Origin of the sequence: Hyphomicrobium sp. (assembly GCF_047600905.1) — a bacterium.
Classification (GTDB): Bacteria; Pseudomonadota; Alphaproteobacteria; order Rhizobiales; family Hyphomicrobiaceae; genus Hyphomicrobium_B.
Genome location: NZ_JASGKD010000001.1, coordinates 3,791,262 through 3,814,282 on the forward strand (window position 1 = coordinate 3,791,262; position 23,021 = coordinate 3,814,282).

General features: G+C 60.6%; 18 protein-coding genes, 1 tRNA gene and 1 pseudogene. 15 read left to right on the plus strand and 5 right to left on the minus strand.

From position 1 onward, the window contains the following. Nucleotides 1-35: 35 nt before the first annotated feature. From QM780_RS18165 to QM780_RS18175, 3 genes are all read right to left on the minus strand, one after another. Nucleotides 36-1,856, minus strand: coding sequence for an ABC-F family ATP-binding cassette domain-containing protein (locus tag QM780_RS18165; protein WP_415071830.1), 1,821 nt, complete (start codon nucleotides 1,854-1,856; stop codon nucleotides 36-38). Nucleotides 1,857-1,917: 61 nt separating this feature from the next. Continuing rightward, nucleotides 1,918-2,133 carry a YbdD/YjiX family protein gene (locus QM780_RS18170; protein ID WP_415071831.1) on the minus strand — a complete coding sequence of 72 codons (216 nt, stop codon included), beginning with the start codon at nucleotides 2,131-2,133 and terminating at the stop codon, nucleotides 1,918-1,920. Between the two features lie 4 nt (nucleotides 2,134-2,137). Then, nucleotides 2,138-4,189, minus strand: a complete 2,052-nt coding sequence (locus QM780_RS18175; RefSeq protein ID WP_415071832.1) for a carbon starvation CstA family protein — start codon at nucleotides 4,187-4,189, stop codon at nucleotides 2,138-2,140. A gap of 240 nt (nucleotides 4,190-4,429) precedes the next feature. Between QM780_RS18175 and QM780_RS18180 the strand changes: the two genes are divergently transcribed. Beyond that, nucleotides 4,430-5,965: an OmpA family protein gene (locus QM780_RS18180; RefSeq protein ID WP_415071833.1), complete on the plus strand. Its 1,536-nt coding sequence runs from the start codon at nucleotides 4,430-4,432 to the stop codon at nucleotides 5,963-5,965. A gap of 58 nt (nucleotides 5,966-6,023) precedes the next feature. Here QM780_RS18180 and QM780_RS18185 read toward each other — a convergent pair. Next, nucleotides 6,024-6,099 (minus strand) — tRNA-Ala (locus tag QM780_RS18185). 90 nt (nucleotides 6,100-6,189) lie between these two features. Then, entirely contained in the window at nucleotides 6,190-6,570 is a 381-nt protein-coding gene (locus QM780_RS18190; protein WP_415071834.1) for a TIGR02300 family protein, read from the minus strand. 262 nt (nucleotides 6,571-6,832) lie between these two features. Between QM780_RS18190 and aroA the strand changes: the two genes are divergently transcribed. From aroA to accD, 14 genes and pseudogenes are all read left to right on the plus strand, one after another. After that, on the plus strand, nucleotides 6,833-8,146 hold the full coding sequence (gene aroA / locus QM780_RS18195; protein ID WP_415071835.1) for a 3-phosphoshikimate 1-carboxyvinyltransferase: 1,314 nt from the start codon (nucleotides 6,833-6,835) through the stop codon (nucleotides 8,144-8,146). Further along, complete coding sequence (gene cmk / locus QM780_RS18200; RefSeq protein ID WP_415071836.1) at nucleotides 8,143-8,778, plus strand: (d)CMP kinase; 636 nt, start codon at nucleotides 8,143-8,145, stop codon at nucleotides 8,776-8,778. The genes aroA and cmk overlap by 4 nt, the downstream gene beginning before the upstream one ends. A gap of 257 nt (nucleotides 8,779-9,035) precedes the next feature. Next, nucleotides 9,036-11,711 (plus strand): pyruvate dehydrogenase (acetyl-transferring), homodimeric type, encoded by a 2,676-nt coding sequence (gene aceE, locus QM780_RS18205; RefSeq protein ID WP_415071837.1) that lies wholly within the window; start codon nucleotides 9,036-9,038, stop codon nucleotides 11,709-11,711. A 17-nt stretch (nucleotides 11,712-11,728) separates the two neighbouring features. Beyond that, nucleotides 11,729-13,006: a 2-oxo acid dehydrogenase subunit E2 gene (locus QM780_RS18210; RefSeq protein WP_415071838.1), complete on the plus strand. Its 1,278-nt coding sequence runs from the start codon at nucleotides 11,729-11,731 to the stop codon at nucleotides 13,004-13,006. Between the two features lie 9 nt (nucleotides 13,007-13,015). After that, the gene (lpdA, locus tag QM780_RS18215) at nucleotides 13,016-14,770 is read left to right on the plus strand and encodes a dihydrolipoyl dehydrogenase (protein ID WP_415071839.1); all 1,755 of its coding nucleotides are present in this window, start codon (nucleotides 13,016-13,018) and stop codon (nucleotides 14,768-14,770) included. Nucleotides 14,771-15,056: 286 nt separating this feature from the next. Continuing rightward, nucleotides 15,057-16,778 (plus strand): 30S ribosomal protein S1, encoded by a 1,722-nt coding sequence (gene rpsA / locus QM780_RS18220; RefSeq protein WP_415071840.1) that lies wholly within the window; start codon nucleotides 15,057-15,059, stop codon nucleotides 16,776-16,778. Nucleotides 16,779-16,972: 194 nt separating this feature from the next. Then, a complete protein-coding gene (gene sppA / locus QM780_RS18225) occupies nucleotides 16,973-17,938 on the plus strand; it encodes a signal peptide peptidase SppA (RefSeq protein WP_415071841.1) in 966 nt (321 codons plus the stop codon). Nucleotides 17,939-17,971: 33 nt separating this feature from the next. Further along, complete coding sequence (gene ihfB, locus QM780_RS18230) at nucleotides 17,972-18,265, plus strand: integration host factor subunit beta (RefSeq protein ID WP_415071842.1); 294 nt, start codon at nucleotides 17,972-17,974, stop codon at nucleotides 18,263-18,265. A gap of 43 nt (nucleotides 18,266-18,308) precedes the next feature. Continuing rightward, the gene (locus QM780_RS18235) at nucleotides 18,309-18,659 is read left to right on the plus strand and encodes a hypothetical protein (protein WP_415071843.1); all 351 of its coding nucleotides are present in this window, start codon (nucleotides 18,309-18,311) and stop codon (nucleotides 18,657-18,659) included. A gap of 16 nt (nucleotides 18,660-18,675) precedes the next feature. After that, nucleotides 18,676-18,915, plus strand: coding sequence for a hypothetical protein (locus QM780_RS18240; RefSeq protein ID WP_415071844.1), 240 nt, complete (start codon nucleotides 18,676-18,678; stop codon nucleotides 18,913-18,915). Between the two features lie 13 nt (nucleotides 18,916-18,928). Beyond that, the gene (locus QM780_RS18245; protein WP_415071845.1) at nucleotides 18,929-19,579 is read left to right on the plus strand and encodes a phosphoribosylanthranilate isomerase; all 651 of its coding nucleotides are present in this window, start codon (nucleotides 18,929-18,931) and stop codon (nucleotides 19,577-19,579) included. Nucleotides 19,580-19,639: 60 nt separating this feature from the next. Beyond that, nucleotides 19,640-20,882 (plus strand): annotated as a pseudogene (trpB, locus tag QM780_RS18250) (tryptophan synthase subunit beta). Between the two features lie 2 nt (nucleotides 20,883-20,884). Then, the gene (gene trpA, locus QM780_RS18255; protein ID WP_415071846.1) at nucleotides 20,885-21,715 is read left to right on the plus strand and encodes a tryptophan synthase subunit alpha; all 831 of its coding nucleotides are present in this window, start codon (nucleotides 20,885-20,887) and stop codon (nucleotides 21,713-21,715) included. 183 nt (nucleotides 21,716-21,898) lie between these two features. After that, nucleotides 21,899-22,984 (plus strand): acetyl-CoA carboxylase, carboxyltransferase subunit beta, encoded by a 1,086-nt coding sequence (gene accD / locus QM780_RS18260; protein ID WP_415071847.1) that lies wholly within the window; start codon nucleotides 21,899-21,901, stop codon nucleotides 22,982-22,984. Nucleotides 22,985-23,021: the final 37 nt, after the last annotated feature.

Consider the following 23,021-nt stretch of genomic DNA (forward strand, 5'->3'; position numbering starts at 1 on the left):
GATTTTATCGTCCGCCGCTTTACTTTGCGCGAAGCTCAGCCAGAATTTTCGATGGCTTCGCGCTTTTCCTCAAGTTCCAACCAAAGCGTTTCGGCGGTTTCCAGCTGCTGTTGAGCCGCCGAAAGGCGGGCGTTGGTTTTGTCGAACGCGGCGCGGTCGCGCGCATAAAGTCCGGCGTCGGCGAGCTTCGCGGCAAGCTCCTTGATCTCCGTTTCCAGTTTTGCAATCTCGCCAGGAAGCGTCGAGAGCGCGTGTTTTTCCTTGAAAGAGAGCTTCTGTTTTTGCGGTGCGGGCGCTTTCGGCGCATTGTCGGCGGGAGATTTCGCCGTCTTTTGATCGGCCAGCTTCTGATCTTTGCTCAATGCTTCGCCTTTTCGCTGAGCGAGCATATCGGAATAGCCTCCGGCATATTCCGTCCAATAACCATTGCCTGTCGGCGCCAATACGCTGGTTACGATGCGATCGAGAAAATCGCGATCGTGGCTGACGAGCAAAATCGTGCCGGTGTAATCAGACAAAAGCTCCTGCAGGAGATCGAGCGTTTCAAGGTCGAGATCGTTGGTCGGTTCGTCGAGAACCAAGACGTTCGACGGTTTCGCCAGGGCGCGAGCGAGCATCAACCGTGCGCGCTCTCCTCCTGACAGCACTCGGATCGGGGATAGGCGCTGCTCGGGGAGGAAGAGAAAGTCCTTCATGTAGCTCGCGACGTGGCGCGCTTTGCCGTTGATGACGACCTGATCGCCGCGGCCGCCCGTCAGAGCGTCCGACACTGTCCAATTGGGATCGAGTTCATCTCGCCGTTGATCGAGCGTCACGATTTCTAGATTGGCGCCATGGCGAATTGTGCCGCTATCGGGCGCGATCTGACCGGTCAGCAACTTTATAAGAGTGGTCTTGCCGGCGCCGTTCGGGCCGACGATGCCGAGCCTGTCGCCGCGCATGATCCGCAGAGATAGATCTTTTACGATGTCGACGCCGTCATAGCTTTTCGTGACGCCGGTGGCTTCGGCGACGAGTTTGCCCGACAGGCCGCCTTCGCTGGCGTCGAGCCGGACACTGCCGACGAGGTGACGCTGCTCGCGGACCGACTGTCGCATGGCGCGAAGTTCGCGGACGCGGCGGACATTCCGCTTGCGCCGTCCGGTAACGCCGCCATGCATCCATTGGTCTTCGCGAACGATTTTGCGGTCGAGCTTGTGACGTTCGATTTCTTCTTCTTCGAGAACCTTGTCGCGCCAGTCTTCGAAGGCGGCGAAGCCCTGTTCCAGTCGCCGGGTCTTGCCGCGATCGAGCCAGACCGTCGCGCGTGAGAGGTTTTCAAGAAAGCGACGGTCGTGGCTGATGAGCAGGAGCGCGGAGCGGCTGGCGAGCAGCGTCGCCTCCAGCCATTCGATGGCGGTCAGATCAAGATGGTTGGTCGGCTCGTCGAGCAAAAGGACATCGGGTTTTGCGGCGATGACCCGGGCGAGTGCGGCGCGACGGGCTTCGCCGCCGGAAAGATGCTGCGGGTCGCTATCGCCGGAAATGCCGAGCTCTTCGAGATAATAGTCGGCTTGGTAAGGATCGTCGGCTGGTCCGAGGCCCGCGGCGACGTAAGCGCGTACCGTCGAGAAGCCGGTGAAGTCGGCTTCCTGCGGAAGGTAGCGGACGCTGGCGTTGGGATGCGCGAAGCGCTCGCCGCTATCGGGCTCGACGAGGCCAGCGGCAATCTTCAAGAGCGTCGACTTGCCAGAGCCGTTGCGTCCGACAAGGCAGATGCGGTCGCCGGGCCCGACGGTCAATTCGGCGCCTTCGAGCAAAGGCGTGCCGCCGAACGTCAGATAGATGTCTTTGAGTGTTATGAGAGGGGGTGCCATGGGCACCTCCTAGCGGCGGATGTCCGCGGGATCAATCGGCAACGTGCCTTGCGGACGGCTATCAGCAGCAGCGGCCTATTTTGCCGCTGTCTCCGCCGTAGCGGTTCGTCTGCCGTTCGCGGAAGAAGTCTTCGTAGCTCATGATCGGCTCGCCAGGGTGAGCACGGCGCCGGTGCGCGACATAAGAATTGTAGTCGGGGAGCCCGACCATGAGCCGAGCAGTTCGGGTGACGGTTTGCCAAAGACGAGCAGGGGCTGATGCGTGGGTTTTCCGCATGGGCTTACTCCGCGGGACTGGCGGCAGCTTCTTGCGCCGAGATATTCGGATTTGCGAGAGCTTTCGCGATCGCCTGCGCTCCGAAAATTGCCATTGCGATGACGACTGCGCCGAGCAAGGCCGTCAGCGCGGCGTTGATATAATCGTTGAAGACGATGCGGTGCATGTCGCCGATTGATTTCGCGGGGGCAAGAATTTGGTTTGCTTCGAGCGCATCGGAGAATTTTGCGGCGTGGGAGAGGAAGCCGATGGCGGGATTGTCGCTGAAAAGTTTCTGCCAACCGGCCGTCAGCGTGCAGATGCCGAGCCATGTCGCCGGGGCGATCGTTACCCAGGCATGGCGTTCGCGTTTCATTTTGAAGAGGATGACCGTTCCCAACAGCAGCGCGATGCATGCAAGCATCTGGTTCGAGATGCCGAACAGCGGCCATAGCGTGTTGATGCCGCCGAGAGGATCGACGACGCCCTGATAGAGGAAATACCCCCAGGCGGAGACTGCGAGCGCGGTCGCGATGATGTTGGCGCGCCAGGATTTCGTCGTCCGGAACGAAGGTACGGCGGTGCCGATCAAATCCTGGATCATGAACCTGGCGACACGAGTTCCGGCATCGATTGTGGTCAGGATGAAAAGCGCCTCGAACAGAATGGCGAAATGATACCAGAAGGCCATGAGAGCCTTGCCGCCGACGACGTTCGAGAGGATTTCGGCCATTCCGATCGCGAGCGTCGGGGCGCCGCCGGTGCGCGAGAGAATGGTCGTTTCGCCGACATCGGATGCAGCCTGCTTCAGAGTCTCCGGTGTGATCGTGAAGCCCCATGAGGAAATTGCCGTCGCCGCGGATTCGGGCGATGTACCGATCAGAGCAGCGGGGCTATTCAGCGCGAAATAGACGCCTGGGTCGAGGGTGGCGGCGGCGACCATTGCCATAACGGCGACGAAGCCTTCCGTCAGCATCGCGCCATAGCCAATGATGGGCGCGTCCATCTCGTTGTCGAGCATCTTTGGCGTGGTGCCCGAGGATATGAGCGCGTGAAATCCGGAGATCGCGCCGCATGCAATAGTGATGAACAGGAAGGGAAAAAGACTGCCCGAAAAGACCGGTCCGGTGCCATCGACGAATTTCGTCAGCGCGGGCATTTTAAGTCCGGGCAAAACGACGATGATGCCGAGCGCGAGGGCGACGATGGTTCCGATTTTCAGGAACGTCGAAAGATAGTCGCGAGGTGCAAGCAATGCCCACACCGGCAGAACGGACGCGGTGAAGCCGTAGACGATCAGCATCATCGAAAGAGCTTCGCCGGAATAGTCAAATAACGGGGCAAGCGCAGCGTCGGCGGCGACGTAGCGGCCCGCGATCAGGGACGCGGTCAACAACACGAAGCCGATTAGCGACATCTCGCCTATGCGCCCCGGCCGGAGATAGCGGCCGAAAATTCCCATGACGACAGCAATCGGAATCGTCATTGCGACCGTGAAGGTCGCCCACGGGCTATGGGCGAGAGCGTTGACGACGACAAGGGCCAGGACCGCGAGCAGGATGACCATGATGATCAGGACGCCGATCATGGCGATGGTCCCGGCGACGCTGCCCAGTTCGGACCGTATCATTTCTCCGAGGGATCGCCCGTCGCGGCGCACCGAAGCCCATAGAACGATCAAGTCCTGAACGGCCCCAGCGAACACTGCGCCGACGATCAGCCAAAGGGTGCCGGGCAGATATCCCATCTGGGCAGCAAGAACCGGTCCGACGAGGGGGCCAGCACCGGCGATCGCCGCGAAGTGGTGGCCGAAGAGAACCGTCCGGTCGGTCGGGCAGTGGTCCAGGCCGTCGTTGAAACGGTGCGCGGGCGTCGGCCGATTGGCGTTAAGGCGCAGGACCTTGTCGGCGATGAAGCGCGCATAGAAGCGCTGGCCGAGCGAGTAGGAGCAAATTGCGGCGGCGACGAGCCAGATGGCGTTGATCGGCTCACCCCGCGAAAGCGCGATAACGCCGAGCGAAGCAGCTCCAAGTGTCGCAACGGCAAGCCACGCGAGTTTGGAATACGAATTGGTCATCGTCCCCGTCCCCTAATGCTTGCTAGAATGGTTCGCAAGGCAGGTTGAGATTGCAGCAGAGGGGAACGGCGGGCCAGCCGGGTAAACGGCGTGCATTCATCGGTTGAACCCGGCCGGAACGGCTAGGAGGTAAATTTCGGGGGTCTTGAAGGAATTGCTAACGAAGGGTTTCTAAACCAAGGGCGCTTTTGGGAGAGCGATCTAGTCGATTCCGAGATTTCTGTTTGTGAAGGTATGCAAGTGAAACGGGTGGCGTTTTTCATCCTCGGTCTTTTCCCGACGTTGCTTTCATGCGAGGCGTCGGCCAGTGAAGTCATGTTTGCATGCAGCTATCAGCTTGGCTCGGGAACAGAAGCCAATCGCAGGAAAGTGGGCACGGTCGTCGTCGCCATCGATGTCGATGCTAAGACAGCCAGGATCGATTTCGGTAAAGGCTGGTTTAAAACGATAACGCTGGTCGTCGACGGAACGGACGTAAAAGAAACGGGCGTTCCGGTCAGCGGCGCTGAACTCGGCTTTTTCTACTTCGATCTTTCGGGCAACAGCGGTGGCTTCACCGGCGGAAGCGACACGCGCGAATTTTTCGACGGCTGCGTTAGAACCAAAGTTGCTCACGTCGCCGGGATGCCCGATCAGGCAAGCACTCCGCCGCCAGCCGCGGACCGAGGCGTCTCCAACGATTCGCCCGCGCTGACGCCCCCCGTGGCGCCGCAGCCGTGGGCGGCACCCCCGCCCGACGCAAAACCTTCGCCCGACAAATTGAGCGGTAAAGGGACAAATTCGAATCCGGGACCAGTCACCGAAGCTGCGCCGGAGCGAGCGGAGCAAAAAGAGCCGATTGCGCCGGCCATCGCGCCTCCGGCAGCAAACGCGCAGCCCTCGCCGCCACCGCAGGCTGGAGGAGCGACGACCGACGTTTTGAGCGACAGGGATGAGAAGGCCAAAACTGCTGTGGCAGTCCCGCCTGCGGCTGCGGTCGATGCCTCGCCGGTCCCAGTTCCGCCGAAAGAAACACCTTTGCCGGGCGTCGCCTCCGCTGCCCCTGCCGGGCCCTCAGCGCCGCCGGATCAAGGTCAGGCGAGGTCGGACTATCTCGGCGGAATGAGCGCGCAGACCAACCCTTCGCCGATGCCGGAAGCTCCACCGGCACCTGTGCCAGACAAAGCAGCAGCGGCGGCCGACCAGACGCCGCCTGTCGCGAACGAAGCCTCTCCTCCGCCCGCGACCGAGCCATCCAGGACGGAATACTTCGGCGACAAAGATGCGCAGGCGAAACCCGTGCCGCTTCCTGAGGCCGCGCCCGTCGCCACTCGCGATGTGGAGCCTGCCACGCAAGCGACGGCCCCGCCGACTCCGTCACCGCAACCGGCACAGGTCGCTGCCGCCAGCCCGGAAAAAGTCGACGAGCCATGCCACGATGTGCTCAGTCGCGAGATCGGAACGCTGAAGGTCAATTTTGGGAATTCCAGCTCCAACATCGATGAGAGTTCTCAGAAAGCGCTCACTCGAATAGGGGGCGCGATCAAAGGCTGTCAGGATGTGGAAATCGAAGTCGGGGGGCATACCGACAATCTCGGCAATTCGACCAACAATAAAAGGCTTTCACTGTTGCGCGCCGAATTTGTCGTCCGGTTCCTTGTTGGCGGCGGCGTCGATCCGTCGAGACTGAAGGCCGTCGGCTATGGTCAGGAACAGCCGATCGCCAGCAACGAAACGGCTGTGGGGCGGAGATCGAACCGGCGCGTCGAGCTGCGCGTTTCATCGCAGCCGCACTGAAGCCTTCCTTGGCGCGGGCAAATCACGGTCGGCAATGTCATGCGTGGTATAAGTTCGTTGGTGGAGCTAACCGGGATCGAACCGGTGACCTCTTGCATGCCATGCAAGCGCTCTCCCAGCTGAGCTATAGCCCCGAACCAATGCAACCGGCAGGGCTGGTTCCTGCCGAAGATCCGCCTGATAGTTCGTCTTTGCGAAAACTGCAAGGACGATCGGCGCGTTTATTAAGGCTCTTCGTCGCCCTCGCCGGCCGGGCCGCCGATGATATTGGAGACGTCGCCGCCCTCTTCCTCTTCTTCCTCGAGGAAGGTTTCGTCGTCCTCGGCGCCGCCCGTGTCCTCGGTTTCGACGTCGGCGAGTGCTTCTTCACCCTCGACCGCCGGCAATTCGCCATCGGCGTCGTCGCTGACTACGGCTTTCTTGGCCTTCTTCGCGGCAAGATCGCGCTGCTCTGCCTGGAGCGCAGCGAGGGCCGCAGGAGAAGATGCGATCACATATTTCGAGCCGCAAAACGGGCAAATGATCGGGTCGTGGCCCAGATCGTAAAAGCGCTCGTCGCAATTTTGACAGGTGCGCTTCGTCCCGCGCTCTTGCTTGGTCGCCATAGGTCGTGCCTCGTTTATTGGAAATTCAAGGGAGCCCGTCTGCCATAGGCGGTGCTGGCTGTCAAAACGAAAAGGTGGGAGAAAGCGGGCATGTGTCAAGGACATCCCAGATGAGGCGCTTGGGCCGGAGCAGCCGGTACCGTTGACAGAGCGTCGCGGTCCAGTGTCTATCCGGGTCCCCAGCTCCGGGAAATGCTCTATTTGTACCGCTTTCCAACGCTTCGGAATCCTTGATTTGAAGGCAGCATCCTTATCGAAGCCGATGTCGACCCGCAGGGCCGGCCCGCTCACGGGCCGGGTCCGGGTGCCCGGCGACAAATCCATTTCGCATCGGGCGCTGATTTTTGGGGCGCTGGCGACCGGAACAACGCGGATCACCGGCCTTCTCGAAGCCGAGGACGTCATCAACACCGCTCGCGCCGTCGAGGCGCTGGGTGCCGCAGCCCGGAAGCAGGGCGACGTCTGGGAAATAACGGGACGGGGTGTCGGTGGATTGCGGCAGCCCGATGGGCCATTGGATTTCGGCAATTCCGGCACCGGCACGCGGCTGATGATGGGTGTCGTTGCCGGCCATCCCATCACCGTGACGATGATGGGGGACGCTTCCCTGTCTCGGCGGCCAATGCGTCGCGTCCTGGCGCCCCTTATCGAGATGGGCCTTGAGATTTTGGAGCCCGGCAAAGAGACGCTGCCGTTGACGCTTCGCGGAACCAGCGAGTTGATGCCGATCGTCTACCGCCTTCCGGTCCCGTCAGCACAAGTCAAAAGCGCCGTCCTGATCGCGGGTCTTCACGCCGCAGGAAAAACGACTGTCGTCGAGCGTGAAGCGACGCGCGACCACACCGAGCGCATGCTCCGGCATTTCGGAGCGGTCGTCGCCACGGAAACCAAGGGCGCGGAGACGTACATTACCGTTGACGGTGATGCGGAACTCGCTGGGAAGGACATCGTCGTTCCCGGCGATCCGTCTTCCGCGGCATTTCTGGCAGCGGCGGCGTTGATCGTTCCCGGTTCCGACGTCACGATCGAAGGTGTGCTGATCAATCCGACGCGGACGGGACTTTACACGACTTTGCAGGAGATGGGCGGCGACATCAGTTTCGAGAACGTGCGCGATGAAGGCGGTGAACCCGTTGCCGATATCCGCGTCCGGGCTTCGCGTTTGAAGGGCGTTCGCGTCCCGGCCGAGCGTGCGCCTTCGATGATCGACGAATATCCGGTGCTTGCAGCGATTTCCGCGTTTGCCGAAGGGCAGACGCGGATGGACGGTCTTGCGGAACTGAAAGTGAAGGAAAGCGACCGGTTGATGGCGACGGCTGCAGGATTGGCTGCAAACGGCGCCTCGGCTCAAGTCGATGGCGATACCTTGACCGTCAATGGCGCGAGCGGCCTCAAGGGCGGCGGCATCGTCGCGACCCACCTCGATCATAGAATAGCGATGGCATTCCTTACCGCAGGGCTTGCGAGCGAAGCGCCGATCATCGTCGATGATACGAACATGATCGCGACAAGCTTTCCCGAGTTCCGGCCGATCATGGAGACGCTTGGCGCCGGCTTCGACGAGGTCCGTCAATGACGTTGATCATCGCGATCGACGGGCCCGCTGCGTCGGGCAAGGGAACGCTGGCGAGACGTATCGCGGTCCATTTCGGACTGCCTTGGCTCGATACGGGGTTGCTCTACCGCGCCGTTGCACGCGATGTCATGGCGAATGGCGGAGATCTTGAAGACGTCGCCGCTGCGGCTGCTGCTGCCAGGTTGATCGTCGCGGAGACGTTGGTTGATCCGGCATTGCGCGGTCCGAAAGCGGGCGATGCCGCGTCGATCGTGGCCAAGATTCCGGAAGTGCGCGCCGCGCTTCTCGATTACCAGCGGGCCTTTGCGGCGCAGGGTGGCGGTGCCGTTCTTGATGGCCGCGATATCGGTACGGTCGTGTGTCCGCACGCGGCCGTCAAAATTTTCGTCACCGCGTCGGATGAAGCGCGAGCCAAGCGTCGTTTTCTCGAACATCAGGCGCGCGGCGAAGACGTGACGTACGACGATCTGCTGGCTGACATACGTAGGCGGGATGAACGCGATCGCGGCCGTTCGGCGGCGCCGATGCTCGCCGCCGCGGATGCGCTTCATCTCGACACGACCGAGCTTGACGCCGATCAGGCATACGAGGCCGTGATGAAGCTGATCAAAGCGCGGGTCGCGGGTGGCTAAACCTCCGGCAGTAGCGTCTTTGCTGCTCCCCGGTTCTGCCCGACGCGTCGCTATCTGCCAAGGTAGCTGCGCATTCCGCCATTTCGGCAACAATCGTGAATGGTAATTCGTTTCTCATACAGTCCGTTGAGCTGCGCAGGCTCGCAAATAAGGATTGGCATAACCAATTCTCCTTAGTTGCAAGCGTAGCGCCGTAACGTTTGTGCTAGACGTTCAACCATCAGGATCGTTGCGTCCAGCGATGAGCAAAGGATGTCATGGGCAAGAACGAGCAGAAGTCTCTGAAGTCCGAGGATCCCGAGATTCAGGATTGGCGAGAGTCGATTTCGTCGGTCATCGCCTACGAAGGTACAGATCGTGCCGACGACATCCTTGGAGAAGTTGTCGAGCGTGCGCGCGCCAGCGGCGCCGCAATCCCGTTCGCGTCCAGCACGGCATACATCAATACCATTCATGCACAGGACGAAGCGAAGCTTCCGGGCGATCGGGAATTGGAACATCGCATTGCCGCGGCCATCCGCTGGAATGCTGCCGCGATGGTGCTGCGCTCGAATAAGGAATCGAGCGAGCTTGGCGGCCACATCGCCAGCTATCAATCGGCGTCTACGCTCTACGAGACGGGGTTCAATCATTTCTGGCACGCGCCGTCCGAGGATCATGGTGGAGACCTCGTTCTCATTCAGGGGCATTCATCGCCCGGCATTTACGCGCGTGCTTTTCTCGAAGGCAGGCTCGACGAGGATCAGCTGCTGCATTTCCGCCAGGAGGTGGGAGGACACGGGCTATCGTCTTATCCGCACCCGTGGCTGATGCCGGATTTCTGGCAGTTCCCGACGGTGTCGATGGGGCTTGGACCGCTGATGGCCATCTATCAGGCCCGTTTTCTAAAATATCTGCACGCGCGTGGGCTTGCGAACACCGAGAACCGGAAAATCTGGGTGTTCTGCGGCGACGGCGAAATGGACGAGCCGGAAAGCCTCGGAGCAATTTCGCTGGCTGGCCGCGAGAAGCTCGACAACCTGATCTTCGTCATCAACTGCAATCTGCAGCGGCTCGACGGGCCTGTTCGCGGAAACGGCAAGATCATCCAGGAACTCGAGCGGAATTTCCGGGGCGCAGGCTGGAACGTTCTCAAGGTCATATGGGGCTCGCAGTGGGACGAGCTGCTGGCGCGGGATACGTCCGGCAAGCTGCGGCAGCTCATGGAAGAGTGTGTCGACGGCGAATATCAGGTCTTCAAGTCTCGCGACGGGGCTTTCATCCGCAAGAACTTCTTCGCGCGCTACCCAGAGACGGCGGCGCTAGTCGAGGACTGGTCCGACGACAAGATCTGGCGCCTTACTCGCGGCGGCCACGATCCGTCGAAGGTCTATGCCGCCTACGACGCGGCGATGAAGCACAAGGACCAGCCGACGTGCATTCTCGCCAAGACCGTCAAAGGGTACGGCATGGGCTCGGCGGGCGAGGGAACGATGCTGGCGCATTCGTCGAAGAAGATGGACGTCAGCACGCTTCATCAGTTCCGTGATCGCTTCAAGGTGCCCGTCAGCGACGAACAAATCGAGAAGCTTTCGTTTATCCGGTTTCCGAAAGGTTCGCCCGAGGACGATTATCTGCACGAGATGCGGGCCAAGCTTGGCGGCTATCTGCCGGCGCGGCGGCGGAAGTCGATTTCGCTCGATGTGCCCCCCTTGTCCGTATTCGAATCGCAATTGAAGGGCTCGGAAGGCCGCGAGATTTCGACGACGATGGCGTTCGTGCGTATCCTGACAGCGCTGATGCGCGACAAGGAGATTGGCCGGCGCATCGTGCCGATCGTGCCTGACGAAAGCCGCACCTTCGGCATGGAGGGCATGTTCCGCCAGTTCGGCATCTTCAGTCAGGTCGGTCAGCTTTATGTGCCGCAGGATGCCGACCAGCTGATGTTCTACAAGGAAGACAAGCACGGGCAGATGCTGCAGGAAGGCATCAACGAAGCCGGCGCCATGGCATCGTGGATCGCGGCAGCGACGAGCTATTCGACTTCGAATGTGCCGATGGTGCCGTTCTATATTTTCTATTCGATGTTCGGGTTCCAACGTGTCGGTGATCTCGCCTGGGCGGCGGGTGATGAGCGCTCGCGCGGATTCCTACTCGGCGGCACGTCAGGGCGGACGACGCTCAACGGCGAAGGATTGCAGCACGAGGACGGACACAGTCACATCATGTCGGCCACAGTGCCGAACTGTGTCTCCTACGATCCGACTTTCAACTACGAAGTTGCGGTCATCATTCACAATGGCCTCAAGCGAATGCTGACAGATCAGGAGGACGTGTTCTTCTATCTGACGCTGCTCAATGAGAACTATGAGCATCCGCCGATGCCGGAGGGTGTCGAGGACGGCATCATCAAGGGTATGTATCTCTTCCGGGAAGCGCCGAAGGATGCGAAGGGCCATAAAGTGCAGTTGATGGGGTCTGGCGCCATTCTTCGCGAGGTGATCGCGGCGGCCGATCTGCTGCGCGAGGATTGGGGAGTCGAGGCGGACGTCTGGAGCGTCACGAGCTTTACCGAACTGGCACGCGAGGCCCGCGACGTCGAACGCTGGAATTTGCTGCATCCGACCGAAATGCCACGGGTACCCTACGTCACCCAGAAGATCTCGGAACGTGGCGAAGGACCGGTGATCGCTTCGACGGATTACATAAAGCTCTATGCGGATCAGGTTCGTCCTGCCGTGCCGAATAAGTATTCGGTGCTTGGGACGGACGGTTTCGGGCGATCCGATTATCGGCGCACGCTCAGATACTTCTTCGAGGTCGACCGCCATTTCGTGACGGTCGCGGCGCTGAAGGCGCTGGCGGACGAAAACAAGTTGCCATCGATCAAGGTAGCGGAAGCCATCACAAGATACGGAATCGATCCCGAGAAATCCAATCCGGCACACAGCTGATAACGCAGGTCCGATCCATGCCGCTGGTCGACGTCAAAGTTCCAAACATCGGTGATTTCGAAAATGTGCCGATCATCGAGATTCAGGTGAAGCCCGGAGACGAGGTGAATGCCGACGATCCGCTCATCACGCTCGAAAGCGACAAGGCATCGATGGACGTGCCGTCGCCCGCGAAGGGCAAGGTTGCCGAGGTTCTTGTTTCGATCGGCGACAAGGTGAGCGAAGGCAGCGCGATCCTCAGGCTCGATACGGCAGGCTCGGGATCGGCCGAGGCACCGGCGAACGGCAAGGGCCGGGCGGTGTCGGAGGCTCCTGCGAAATCGGCGAAGAGTTCGGAGAAATCCCGAACCGTTGAAGCGGTCGAGGACAATCCTCTGCCGCCGCCTGCAGACTTCGATTCCGTATTCGCTAGTCCGTCAGTGCGACGGATCGCGCGAGAGCTCGACGTCGATCTGACGAAGGTTAAGGGCACGGGCGAGAAGGGCCGTGTCACCAAGGAAGACGTGAAGGCATTCATCGCACGTAGCGGCGCACCGACCGGCGCAAGTGGAGCAATGTCGGGCATTCAGGAAATTCCAGCGCAGGATTTCGCCAAGTACGGGCCCGTCGAGACGAAACCGATGTCGCGGCTGAAGCGTCTGACGGGACCAAACCTGCATCGCGCGTGGCTCAACGTTCCGCACGTCACGAATTCGGATGATGCGGATATCACCGATCTCGAAGAATATCGAAAGGAACTCGACGCGGCCGCGAAGGAGAAGGGCTATCGCGTGACGCTTGTCGCGTTTTTGCTGAAAGCTTCCGTCTCGGCGCTGAAGGAATATCCCGAGGTCAATTCATCGCTGGCGCCAAGCAAGGATGCGCTGATCCTGAAGCGTTACTACAACATCGGTGTTGCGGTCGATACGCCCGATGGTCTTGTGGTTCCTGTAATCAAAGACGTCGACCGCAAGGGCGTTCTGGAACTCAGCCAGGAGCTGACCGCCGTATCGGCGCGAATGCGCGAAGGAAAAATTGCGCCGACGGACATTCAAGGCGCGACGTTCTCGATTTCGAGCCTCGGCGGCATTGGGGGCACGAACTTCACGCCCATCGTCAATGCACCGGAGGTTGCCATTCTTGGTGCCGTGAGAGCGCAGATGAAGCCTGTCTGGGACGGGTTTGCATTTCAGCCCAGGCTGATGCTACCGCTGTGCCTGTCCTATGATCATCGCGTCGTGGATGGTGCGCTGGCGGCGCGGTTTCTGCGCAAAATCTGCGAGGCGCTCGCCGATGTCCGGCAGTTGGTTCTGTAGGACGCAGGCATGAGCAAACGAGAAATTCGCGTCCCTGATCTTGGCGACTTCAAGGATGTGCCCATCATCGAGGTGCACGTTAAGCCCGGTGCAACGGTTGCGCCGGAAGATCCGCTCATCACGCTTGAAAGCGAAAAAGCGTCGTTCGACGTTCCGGCGCCGGAAGCAGGGAAGATCGTCGAGGTTCTCGTCAAGGTCGGCGACAAGGTGAGCGAGGGCAGCGCGATCTTGACGATCGAGACGAGCGTGGAGTCGGCTCCCTCGCAGCCGTCGGCACCGGCGAAGACGGAAGACGCAACCGTCGCACCCGCCGCGGCGAAAGAGTTTTCCGGTGAAGCGGACCACGAATGCGACGTTGTGGTGTTGGGCGCAGGGCCGGGCGGCTATTCAGCGGCGTTTCGAGCGGCTGATCTTGGCGCGAAGACGATCCTTGTCGATCGGATGCCGGCGCTTGGCGGCGTTTGCCTCAACGTCGGATGCATTCCATCGAAGGCGCTGCTTCATACGGCTTTCATTATCGATGCTGCTGCCGCAATGAGCAAACATGGAGTGACGTTCGCAGCGCCAAAGATCGATCTCAAAAAGCTGGCCGCTTACAAGGATGGCGTGGTGGCAAAGCTCACCGGCGGCCTTGCGTCGATGGCGAAGGCACGAAAGGTCAAGACTCTGCAGGGGACGGGCACTTTCGCCGGGTCGCATCATTTGAAGGTGCGCTTCGACGACGGCCACGAAGAAACGGTTCGCTTCGACAAGGCGATCATCGCGGCGGGCTCGGAAGTCGTGGCGCTGCCGTTTATGCCATCTGATCCGCGAATCGTCGATTCAACGGGGGCGCTGGAACTTCGGCAGGTGCCGGAGAAGATGCTCGTCGTCGGCGGCGGTATCATCGGGCTCGAGATGGCGACGGTCTATTCGACGCTCGGTGCACGCGTCGATGTCGTCGAGTTGCTCGATGGATTGATGGCGGGTGCGGATCGCGACTTGGTGGGCGCTTGGCAGAAGGTCAACGCGCGCCGCTTCGACAAGGTCATGCTGAAGACGAAGGTCGTCGGTGCCGAAGCCAAGCCGGACGGTATCCATGTTTCGTTCGAGGGCGAGAACGCCCCGTCTGAGCCGCAGCGTTATGGCCTCGTGCTTGTTGCCGTCGGACGCAAGCCGAATGGAAAGCTGATTGCGGCTGAGAACGCGGGTGTGGCCGTTTCCGAGCGAGGCTTCATTCCAGTCGACAAGGCGATGCGGACGAACGTTGCGCACATTTTCGCCATCGGCGATATCGCGGATGAGCCGATGCTGGCGCACAAGGCGGTGCACCAGGGGCATGTCGCCGCCGAAAATGCTGCGGGTAAAAAAAGTTTCTTCGATGTGCGGCAGATCCCATCCGTCGCCTATACCGACCCGGAGATTGCCTGGACGGGCGTGACCGAAACGGAGGCCAAGGCGAAGGGCATAAACTACAAAAAGGCGGTGTTCCCGTGGGCGGCTTCGGGCCGTGCGATCGCCAATGGCCGGGACGAAGGCTTTACCAAGCTGCTGTTCGACGAGGAAACCGAACGGGTCATCGGCGGGGGCATCGTCGGGACGGAGGCTGGCAACCTGATCTCCGAGATTTGCCTTGCGATCGAGATGGGCGCGGACGCCGTCGATATCGGCAAAACGATCCATCCTCATCCGACCTTGTCGGAATCGATCGGAATGGCCGCCGAGGTCGCCGAGGGCGTTTGTACCGATCTGATGCCGCCAAAACCGCCCCGCGCCAAGAGTTAAGGGCTTTCAGGCTCTTGCTTTCGGGGGGGCGGTTGGCTATATCCACGGCCATTCGACGTCGCCGTCGGATTGGTCAAGAGGAAGATCAACCGGTTGGGTGCCCCATAGGGGTCCCGAATTCTGACCGGTAGGGCTGCGGCCCATCGCGGTGACATCAATTCCAGAACATGCACGCCAATGAGCCGGCATCGCGTTCGCGCGGGTCGGGCAAATGGCGTTTCAAACCATTCAACGCAACACGTCCGGCCATGGCGCCGGGCATCCAGTCATCAACCTAGGAGACCTAATGTCCGCTGAACTCGCTACCAAAGAATTGAACCCCTCGCGCGATGATTTTGCCGCGCTGCTCGCCGAAAGCCTTGCCAAGGACGACCTGTTCGAAGGTTCCGTCGTCAAAGGCAAAGTCGTCGGCATCGAAAAAGATATGGCGATCATCGACGTCGGCCTGAAGATGGAAGGCCGGGTCGCGATGAAGGAATTTGGCGTCGGCGGTAAGCCGGGCGAACTCAAAGTCGGCGATACCGTCGAAGTCTACCTGGAGCGCGTCGAAAATGCGCTCGGTGAGGCGGTTCTGTCGCGCGACAAGGCCCGTCGTGAAGAGAGCTGGACGCGCCTGGAACGCCTTTATGAAAAGGGCGAGAAGGTCACGGGCGTCATTTTCAACAAGGTCAAAGGCGGCTTCACGGTCGATCTGGACGGCGCCGTGGCGTTCCTTCCGGGCAGCCAGGTCGACATCCGTCCCGTGCGCGATATCGGACCTCTGATGCACCAGCCGCAGCCGTTCCAGATCCTGAAGATGGATCGCCGTCGCGGCAACATCGTCGTTTCCCGTCGTTCGGTTCTGGAGGAGAGCCGTGCCGAGCAGCGTACCGAGATCGTCGCGCGTCTCGCCGAAGGTCAGATCATCGACGGCCTCGTCAAGAACATCACCGATTACGGCGCGTTCATCGACCTCGGCGGCATCGACGGCCTGCTGCACGTTACCGACATGGCGTGGCGCCGCGTCAATCATCCGTCCGAGATCCTCAACGTCGGCGATACGGTGAAGGTGCAGATCATCCGCATCAATCCGGAAACGCAGCGTATCTCGCTCGGCATGAAGCAGCTGCAGTCGGATCCTTGGTCGGCGATCGAAGCCAAGTATCCGATCGGCGCCAAGGTGAAGGGCACCGTCACGAACATTGCCGATTACGGCGCGTTCGTTGAGCTGGAGCCGGGCGTCGAAGGCCTGATCCACGTTTCGGAAATGAGCTGGACGAAGAAGAATACGCACCCCGGCAAGATCGTTTCGACGAGCCAGCAGGTCGAAGTGCAGGTTCTCGAAGTTGACCCGCAGAAGCGGCGCATCTCGCTCGGCCTCAAGCAGACGCAGGAAAATCCGTGGGATTCGTTCCTCACGCAGCACCCGAAGGGTTCTGTCGTTGAGGGCCCGATCCGCAACATCACGGAATTCGGTCTGTTCATCGGTCTCGACAACGGCATCGACGGCATGGTCCACCTGTCGGATCTCGACTGGCAGAAGCCGGGCGACGAGGTCATCAAGGACTACAAGAAGGGCGATAACGTCAAAGCGATCGTTCTGGACGTCGATGGCTCGAAGGAGCGCATCTCGCTCGGCATCAAGCAGCTCTCCGGTGATCCGGCGGACGCGATGGCGAAGTACAAGAAGGGCGATGCCGTGACCGGCACCGTTACTTCGGTCAGTGATGCCGGCATCGAGGTCAAGATTGCCGACAGCGAGCTGACCTCGTTCATCAAGCGCGGCGATCTCTCTCGCGACCGTTCCGAGCAGCGGCCCGAGCGTTTCAACGTCGGTGACAAGGTCGATGCGGCAGTCCTTTCCGTCGACAAGGCTGCACGCCGGATCGCGGTTTCAATCAAGGCGCTCGAGCTTGCGGAAGAGAAGCAAGCCGTTGCCCAGTACGGCTCGTCGGATTCGGGCGCGTCGCTTGGCGATATCTTCAAAGCTGCCATTAAGAAGCGTGAAGGCGCCGAAGACAGCGAATAAGACCGGCAACGGTCTTCAGAGAATAATTAACGAGCGCGCGACAAACCCTGTCGCGCGCTTAACTTTTGTGCGAGAGGTCGCCGCCAGACCCGTTGCCCGGAGGCGAAACCTTGCCTAGGTTCGTCGCCGAAACGCGCCGCGCTGGCGACCCAGGTTTTCCCAGCCGCGATGTCCCGAGGGAAGAGGCACACCCCATGCTCGAAACGGAAACAGTTCTCGATCGCCGCCGGCTTCGCCGGTCGGTTTCGATCTGGCGTGGCGCCGGCTTGGCCGCCATTGCAATCGCGCTTGGCGCCCTGACGCTCGGCGGCGACAAGCTCGCGTCGCTGGCGGGCGAAAAACAGATCGCGCGCATTACGATCGAAGGCACTGTCACGGAGGATCGTGATCAGCTCAAGATGCTGAAGGACATCGCCGACGACAGCAGCGTCGCGGGTGTTCTTCTCTTCGTCAACAGCCCGGGTGGGACGACGACGGGCGGTGAAGCGCTTTATGAGGGGCTTCGGGCTCTCGCCAAGAAGAAGCCGGTGGTCGCGCAATTCGGCACGGTAGCTGCGTCGGCCGCTTACATTGCGGGGCTCGCGACTGATCACATCGTGGCGCGCGGAAATTCAATTACGGGGTCGGTTGGCGTGATCGTGCAGTGGCCCGAGTTCGTTCAGCTGCTCGACAAGCTTGGCGTTAAAGTCAATGAAGTGAAAAGCGGTCCGTTGAAGGCTTCGCCGTCGCCGTTCGAGCCGCTCGACGATGCCAGCAAGAAGGTCGCCGAGGATATGGTCGCCGACGGCTTCAAGTGGTTCATCGGTCTCGTCGAGACGCGGCGCGGGGTCAAGGCGTCCGATATTCCTGGTCTTCTCGACGGGCGGATTTTCTCCGGACGGGAAGCGCTGCAGGCCAAGCTCGTCGATCAAATCGGCGGCGAGGACGAGGCCGTCAGCTGGCTGAAGGATACTAAAGGCGTGCCGCAGGACGCCAAAATCACCGATTGGAAGCCTGGAAATTCAAGTAGTTATGGCTTTGCCGGGATGTCGGCTGGCATTGCCGGGTGGCTGTTCGGGCCATCCGCGGCAGATGCAGCAAATTTTTTGCTTCGAGATCGGACGATTTCAACACTCGGGCTTGACGGTCTTCTCTCAGTTTGGCACCCTTCTGATAAATAAGGAAAAATGGTCGCCGGTGCTGGGGAGCGAAACGTGATCAAATCAGAGCTCGTGCAAAAAATCGCGACTGCCAATCCTCATCTTTACCATCGAGATGTCGAGCGCATCGTGAATGTCATTTTCGATGAGATCGTTGACGCTTTGTCGCGGGGCGATCGGGTCGAGCTTCGTGGTTTCGGCGCCTTTACCGTGAAACATCGGGCGTCGCGACAGGGAAGAAATCCGCGCACGGGATCGACGGTCGCGGTGGCCGAGAAGTTCGTGCCTTTCTTCAAGACCGGCAAAGAGCTGCGCGATCGGCTAAATAAACTCAACGGCCAGCATTAGTCGCAGCACTGGCCGCCGGCTGAAAGCCGAAGTGAGGTTCAGCATGTTCAGGCGTATTCTGTCGCTGGTTATCGGCTTTCCTATCGGCATTCTGCTCATTGCGATTGCGGTTTCCAATCGCCAGCCTGTCGATCTGATCCTCGATCCGTTTCGTCCGGAAACGCCGGCACTCTCGATCGAATTACCGTTCTACATCTATCTGCTAGCCGCGCTGGTTCTTGGCGTTGTTCTCGGTGGCGTCGCCACGTGGATGGGACAAAGCCGATGGCGTCAGACGGCGCGGACGCAGGGCCGTCGGGCAGCCCGGTGGCAAGCGGAGGCTGATCGTCTGGCGCGCGAGCGCGAAACGGCAGACGCTGCGTCAACTCAAGCGTTGGCAATCTCCAGCCGGTAAGTGTACGGGACTTTCCATGACCTTCGATGCGCTGACGCTGTTCGGCCTTGTCGCCGTCAGCCTCATGCTTCTGTTTTACACTTTCGAGGAAAGCAGTCCCTGGTGCATCCTCGGATTTGCCGTCGCCTGCGCAATGGGCTCGCTTTACGGGTTTCTACAGGGGGCATGGCCGTTTGGGTTGGTCGAAGGGGTATGGACCTTCATCGCACTGAGACGCTGGCAAAGCCGCCGCCTCACTGGTAATCCGACGGCGTAACTCATGAAGCTCGATGAGCATTGGTGCAAAAATCTGCGGGATCACGACGCCTGAAGCGTTGGATGCAGCCATTAATGGCGGCGCCGACTACGTAGGCTTCGTGTTTTTTTCCAAGAGCCCCCGCCATATCGGGATCGCACGCGCGAAGGAATTGGCCGACCGCGCCCGCGGCCGCGTCAAGACAGTGGCGCTGACGGTCGATGCCAGCGATGACGTCCTGCAAGAAATCGTCGACGAAGTGGCGCCGGACGCCCTGCAACTCCACGGCAGCGAGCCGCCTGCGCGAGTTGCGGACATCAAACGCAAGTTCAAGCGGACCGTTATCAAGGCCGTTCCGGTTGCGACCGCCGCAGACGTGGAAAAAGCGGCAGCCTATGCTGGTGCGGCGGATCTCATTCTTTTTGACGCCAAAGCGTCGCCGGATGCGGATTTGCCCGGCGGCAACGGCAGGGTATTCGATTGGGGGGCGCTCGACGGCGTTTCGGAAAAGCTGGCTTTCATGCTTTCAGGTGGTCTCGATTCCGACAACGTCGTGGAAGCAATCGCGCGGACACGACCGATTGCGGTCGATGTTTCTTCGGGTGTCGAGATGGCGCCAGGCGTAAAGGATCCCGATCGGATCCGTCGCTTTCTTCAGGCGGCAAAGACCGGTAAGCAAACCTAGAGAAGTTTCCTCTCCCCACTCGTGGGAATGAGGTACAGAGAGGCCTTGACGGCGATCAGAATGGCGACCAAATCAAAAAAGGCGGCGGAAGCCCCTCTCAACAGTTTTGCGACCGGTCCAGATGATCGGGGCTTCTTCGGCATTTTCGGCGGACGCTTCGTCGCCGAAACCTTGATGCCGCTGATCCTCGATCTCGAGCGGGCGTATGAGGCTGCGAAGGCAGATCCCGAATTCCAGCGCGAACTTGATGGGCTCAATCTGCATTACGCGGGCCGGCCGAGCCCGCTCTATCACGCCGCGCGCATGACAGCGGAGCTCGGCGGCGCAAAGATCTATTTCAAGCGCGAGGAGCTCAATCACACCGGCTCGCACAAGATCAACAATTGCCTCGGGCAGATCCTGTTGGCGCGCCGCATGGGCAAGACGCGCATCATCGCAGAAACGGGCGCAGGGCAGCACGGCGTCGCGGTTGCGACGGTGTGTGCGAAGTACGGCATGCCGTGCGAAATCTACATGGGCGCGACGGACGTCGAGCGGCAGGCCCCCAACGTTGCGCGCATGGCGCTGCTTGGTGCGAAGCTCAATCCGGTGACGTCGGGCGCGGGCACGCTGAAAGATGCGATGAACGAAGCGCTGCGCGATTGGGTGACGAACGTTCGCGACACCTATTATCTCATAGGCACGGCCGCGGGTCCGCATCCTTATCCGGCGATGGTACGTGATTTTCAGTCGATCATCGGCCGCGAAGTGCGCGAGCAGATGATGGAGGCGGAGGGGCGGCTACCGGATACGCTGGTTGCTTGCATCGGCGGCGGTTCGAACGCCATCGGGATCTTCCATCCGTTCCTCGACGATAAAGAGGTAACGATCTACGGCATCGAGGCGGGCGGGCACGGGATCGATGTCGAGAACGGCCATGCAGCGTCGATGACGGGCGGCTCGCCGGGCGTTCTGCACGGCAATCGCACCTATTTGCTGCAAGACAGCGACGGACAGATTCTCGAGGGGCACTCGATCTCGGCAGGTCTCGATTATCCCGGCGTCGGGCCGGAGCATTCTTGGCTGAAGGATATCGGCCGCGTCACGTACGTCCCGGCGACCGACACGGAAGCGCTCGAAGCTCTGCAATTCTGCACGCGGCTCGAAGGCATCATTCCGGCGCTCGAGTTCGAGCCACGCACTGGCGCATGTCATGAAGCTCGCGCCGACCTTGCCGAAGGATCACCTGATCGTCGTCAATATCTCCGGCCGTGGCGACAAGGATCTCGCCACCGTCGCGAAGCATCTGGGAATGAAGATCTGACGATGACCAAGCACCAGACACGCATCGACGCACGCTTTGCGGAGTTGAAGAAAGAGAAACGCAAGGCGCTGATCACGTTCGTGACAGCGGGGGATCCCGATATCGAGACGAGCAAGGGGATTCTTGTCGACCTTGTCAAAGCGGGTGCCGATATCATCGAACTCGGCATGCCGTTCTCCGATCCGATGGCTGATGGTCCGGCCATCCAGGCGTCGTCGCAGCGGGCTCTCAAGGCCGGGCAGAACATGATCAAGACGCTCGAAGTGGTGCGCGATTTCCGCGCCCATGACGACGTCACGCCGATCGTCCTGATGGGCTACTACAATCCGATCTACGTCTATGGCAACGAGCGCTTCATCCAGGATGCGAAGGCCGCCGGGGTCGACGGCTTGATCGTGGTCGATGTGCCGCCGGAGGCGGATGACGAATTATGCCTGCCGGCGCTCAAAGCCGGGCTCAATTTCATCCGATTGGCGACCCCGACGACCGACGAGGGCCGGCTTCCGGCGGTTTTGCGCAATACGTCGGGCTTCGTTTACTACGTCTCCATCACAGGCATCACCGGTGCCGCTGCCCCGGTTGTGAACGATGTTCATAATCAAGTGAAAAGGATCAAGGGCGAAACGCCGTTGCCAGTCGTTGTTGGCTTTGGTGTGCGGACCGGCGAGCAGGCACGGGCGATCGGCAAGGGTGCCGACGGCGTCGTGGTCGGCTCGGCGATCGTGTCCGCCATAGAAAAGTCTTTAGGATCAAAGGGTCAGGCGACTGCGTCGACGCGCAAGGGCGTCACGGAACTGGTGCGTGAATTAAGCTCGGCACTACGGGCCGACTAGCGCTTTTGCCCGATAAGCTCTATTGGATACGGCCTTCCGCGCACCCATTTTCCGCTGGTGCACCGGCGCCGGTTCACCGCGAGGCGTTGATAGAATGGGCGGGCGGTGAAAAGGAATGCCAATGTGCCCGCGCGTTGACGCGGCAGGCGCATCGTGCAGCGGCTTACGAGGAGCCATCGGGACGTGAATTGGATCAATAACGTCGTTCGCCCGAAGATCAGCGGGCTTCTATCGACGGCGACGAAGCGCGAGGTTCCAGACAATCTCTGGGTGAAATGCCCAGAGTTTGGCCAGATGGTCTTTTACAAAGATCTCGAGGCGAACCAGTTCGTGGTGCCGGGCTCGAATTACCATATGCGTATGGATTCGCAGCAGCGGCTGCAGCATCTGTTCGACGGTGGTGAGTACCGCACCGTTGCCGTTCCGTCCGTGCCGCAGGATCCGCTGAAATTCCGCGATGGCCGCAAGTACACGGATCGTCTGAAGGACGCCAAGGTTTCGACCAAGCTCGAGGATGCCGTTCTCGTCGGCGAGGGCCAGCTTGAGGGGCTTCCTATCGTTGCAGCTGCTCAGGACTTCCGCTTCATGGCGGGTTCGCTCGGCATGGCGGCGGGCGAAGCGATCATCGCTGGAATGCTGCGTGCGGTGGAACTCAAGACCCCCTTCATTCTGTTCGCGGCGTCTGGCGGCGCGCGGATGCAGGAAGGCATCCTGTCGCTGATGCAGATGCCGCGCACGACGATTGCCGTGCAGCGTCTCAGGGATAATCACCTTCCCTATATCGTCGTGTTGACCGATCCGACGACGGGCGGCGTCACGGCGTCGTACGCGATGCTCGGCGACATCCATATCGCAGAACCTGGCGCGTTGATCTGCTTTGCCGGCCCGCGGGTCATTCAGCAGACGATCCGTGAGCAGCTGCCCGACGGGTTCCAGCGCGCCGAATACCTTCTTTCGCACGGCATGGTCGACATGGTCGTGCATCGTCATCAGCTTCGCGAGACGCTGGCACGCCTGTGCCGCTTGCTGATGAGCGGCGTCGGCGCTTCGGTATCGAAAGACAAGCGCAAGATGAACGGCAAGCCCTACGTCAACGGTTCGTCCGTTGACGGGAATGTCATCGAGTTGGCCGCCCGCGAGACGGGCGGCGTGATCGAGCCCGAGGCGGTGCCGAACAGCCAGCGTTTTGATCCCGGCAAGGCGGATCGGCCGAAGCGCGACGACGCGGGACCATCCGGATCGCAGAAAGACGCGCCGCGCAGCGCCTAACGGCTTTCCATAAAATCATCCTCGTGGGTGCGCACAA

What these genes read in the sequence shown, in the direction of transcription:
- QM780_RS18175 (WP_415071832.1), bottom strand. Translation starts at nt 4,189, where the DNA reads ATGACCAATTCGTATTCCAAACTCGCGTGGCTTGCCGTTGCGACACTT.
- trpA (WP_415071846.1), top strand. Translation starts at nt 20,885, where the DNA reads ATGACCAAGCACCAGACACGCATCGACGCACGCTTTGCGGAGTTGAAG.
- lpdA (WP_415071839.1), top strand. Translation starts at nt 13,016, where the DNA reads ATGAGCAAACGAGAAATTCGCGTCCCTGATCTTGGCGACTTCAAGGAT.
- sppA (WP_415071841.1), top strand. Translation starts at nt 16,973, where the DNA reads ATGCTCGAAACGGAAACAGTTCTCGATCGCCGCCGGCTTCGCCGGTCG.
- QM780_RS18170 (WP_415071831.1), bottom strand. Translation starts at nt 2,133, where the DNA reads ATGCGGAAAACCCACGCATCAGCCCCTGCTCGTCTTTGGCAAACCGTC.
- QM780_RS18240 (WP_415071844.1), top strand. Translation starts at nt 18,676, where the DNA reads ATGACCTTCGATGCGCTGACGCTGTTCGGCCTTGTCGCCGTCAGCCTC.
- QM780_RS18235 (WP_415071843.1), top strand. Translation starts at nt 18,309, where the DNA reads ATGTTCAGGCGTATTCTGTCGCTGGTTATCGGCTTTCCTATCGGCATT.
- QM780_RS18245 (WP_415071845.1), top strand. Translation starts at nt 18,929, where the DNA reads ATGAGCATTGGTGCAAAAATCTGCGGGATCACGACGCCTGAAGCGTTG.
- QM780_RS18165 (WP_415071830.1), bottom strand. Translation starts at nt 1,856, where the DNA reads ATGGCACCCCCTCTCATAACACTCAAAGACATCTATCTGACGTTCGGC.
- QM780_RS18190 (WP_415071834.1), bottom strand. Translation starts at nt 6,570, where the DNA reads ATGGCGACCAAGCAAGAGCGCGGGACGAAGCGCACCTGTCAAAATTGC.
- rpsA (WP_415071840.1), top strand. Translation starts at nt 15,057, where the DNA reads ATGTCCGCTGAACTCGCTACCAAAGAATTGAACCCCTCGCGCGATGAT.
- aroA (WP_415071835.1), top strand. Translation starts at nt 6,833, where the DNA reads ATGTCGACCCGCAGGGCCGGCCCGCTCACGGGCCGGGTCCGGGTGCCC.
- aceE (WP_415071837.1), top strand. Translation starts at nt 9,036, where the DNA reads ATGGGCAAGAACGAGCAGAAGTCTCTGAAGTCCGAGGATCCCGAGATT.
- cmk (WP_415071836.1), top strand. Translation starts at nt 8,143, where the DNA reads ATGACGTTGATCATCGCGATCGACGGGCCCGCTGCGTCGGGCAAGGGA.
- QM780_RS18210 (WP_415071838.1), top strand. Translation starts at nt 11,729, where the DNA reads ATGCCGCTGGTCGACGTCAAAGTTCCAAACATCGGTGATTTCGAAAAT.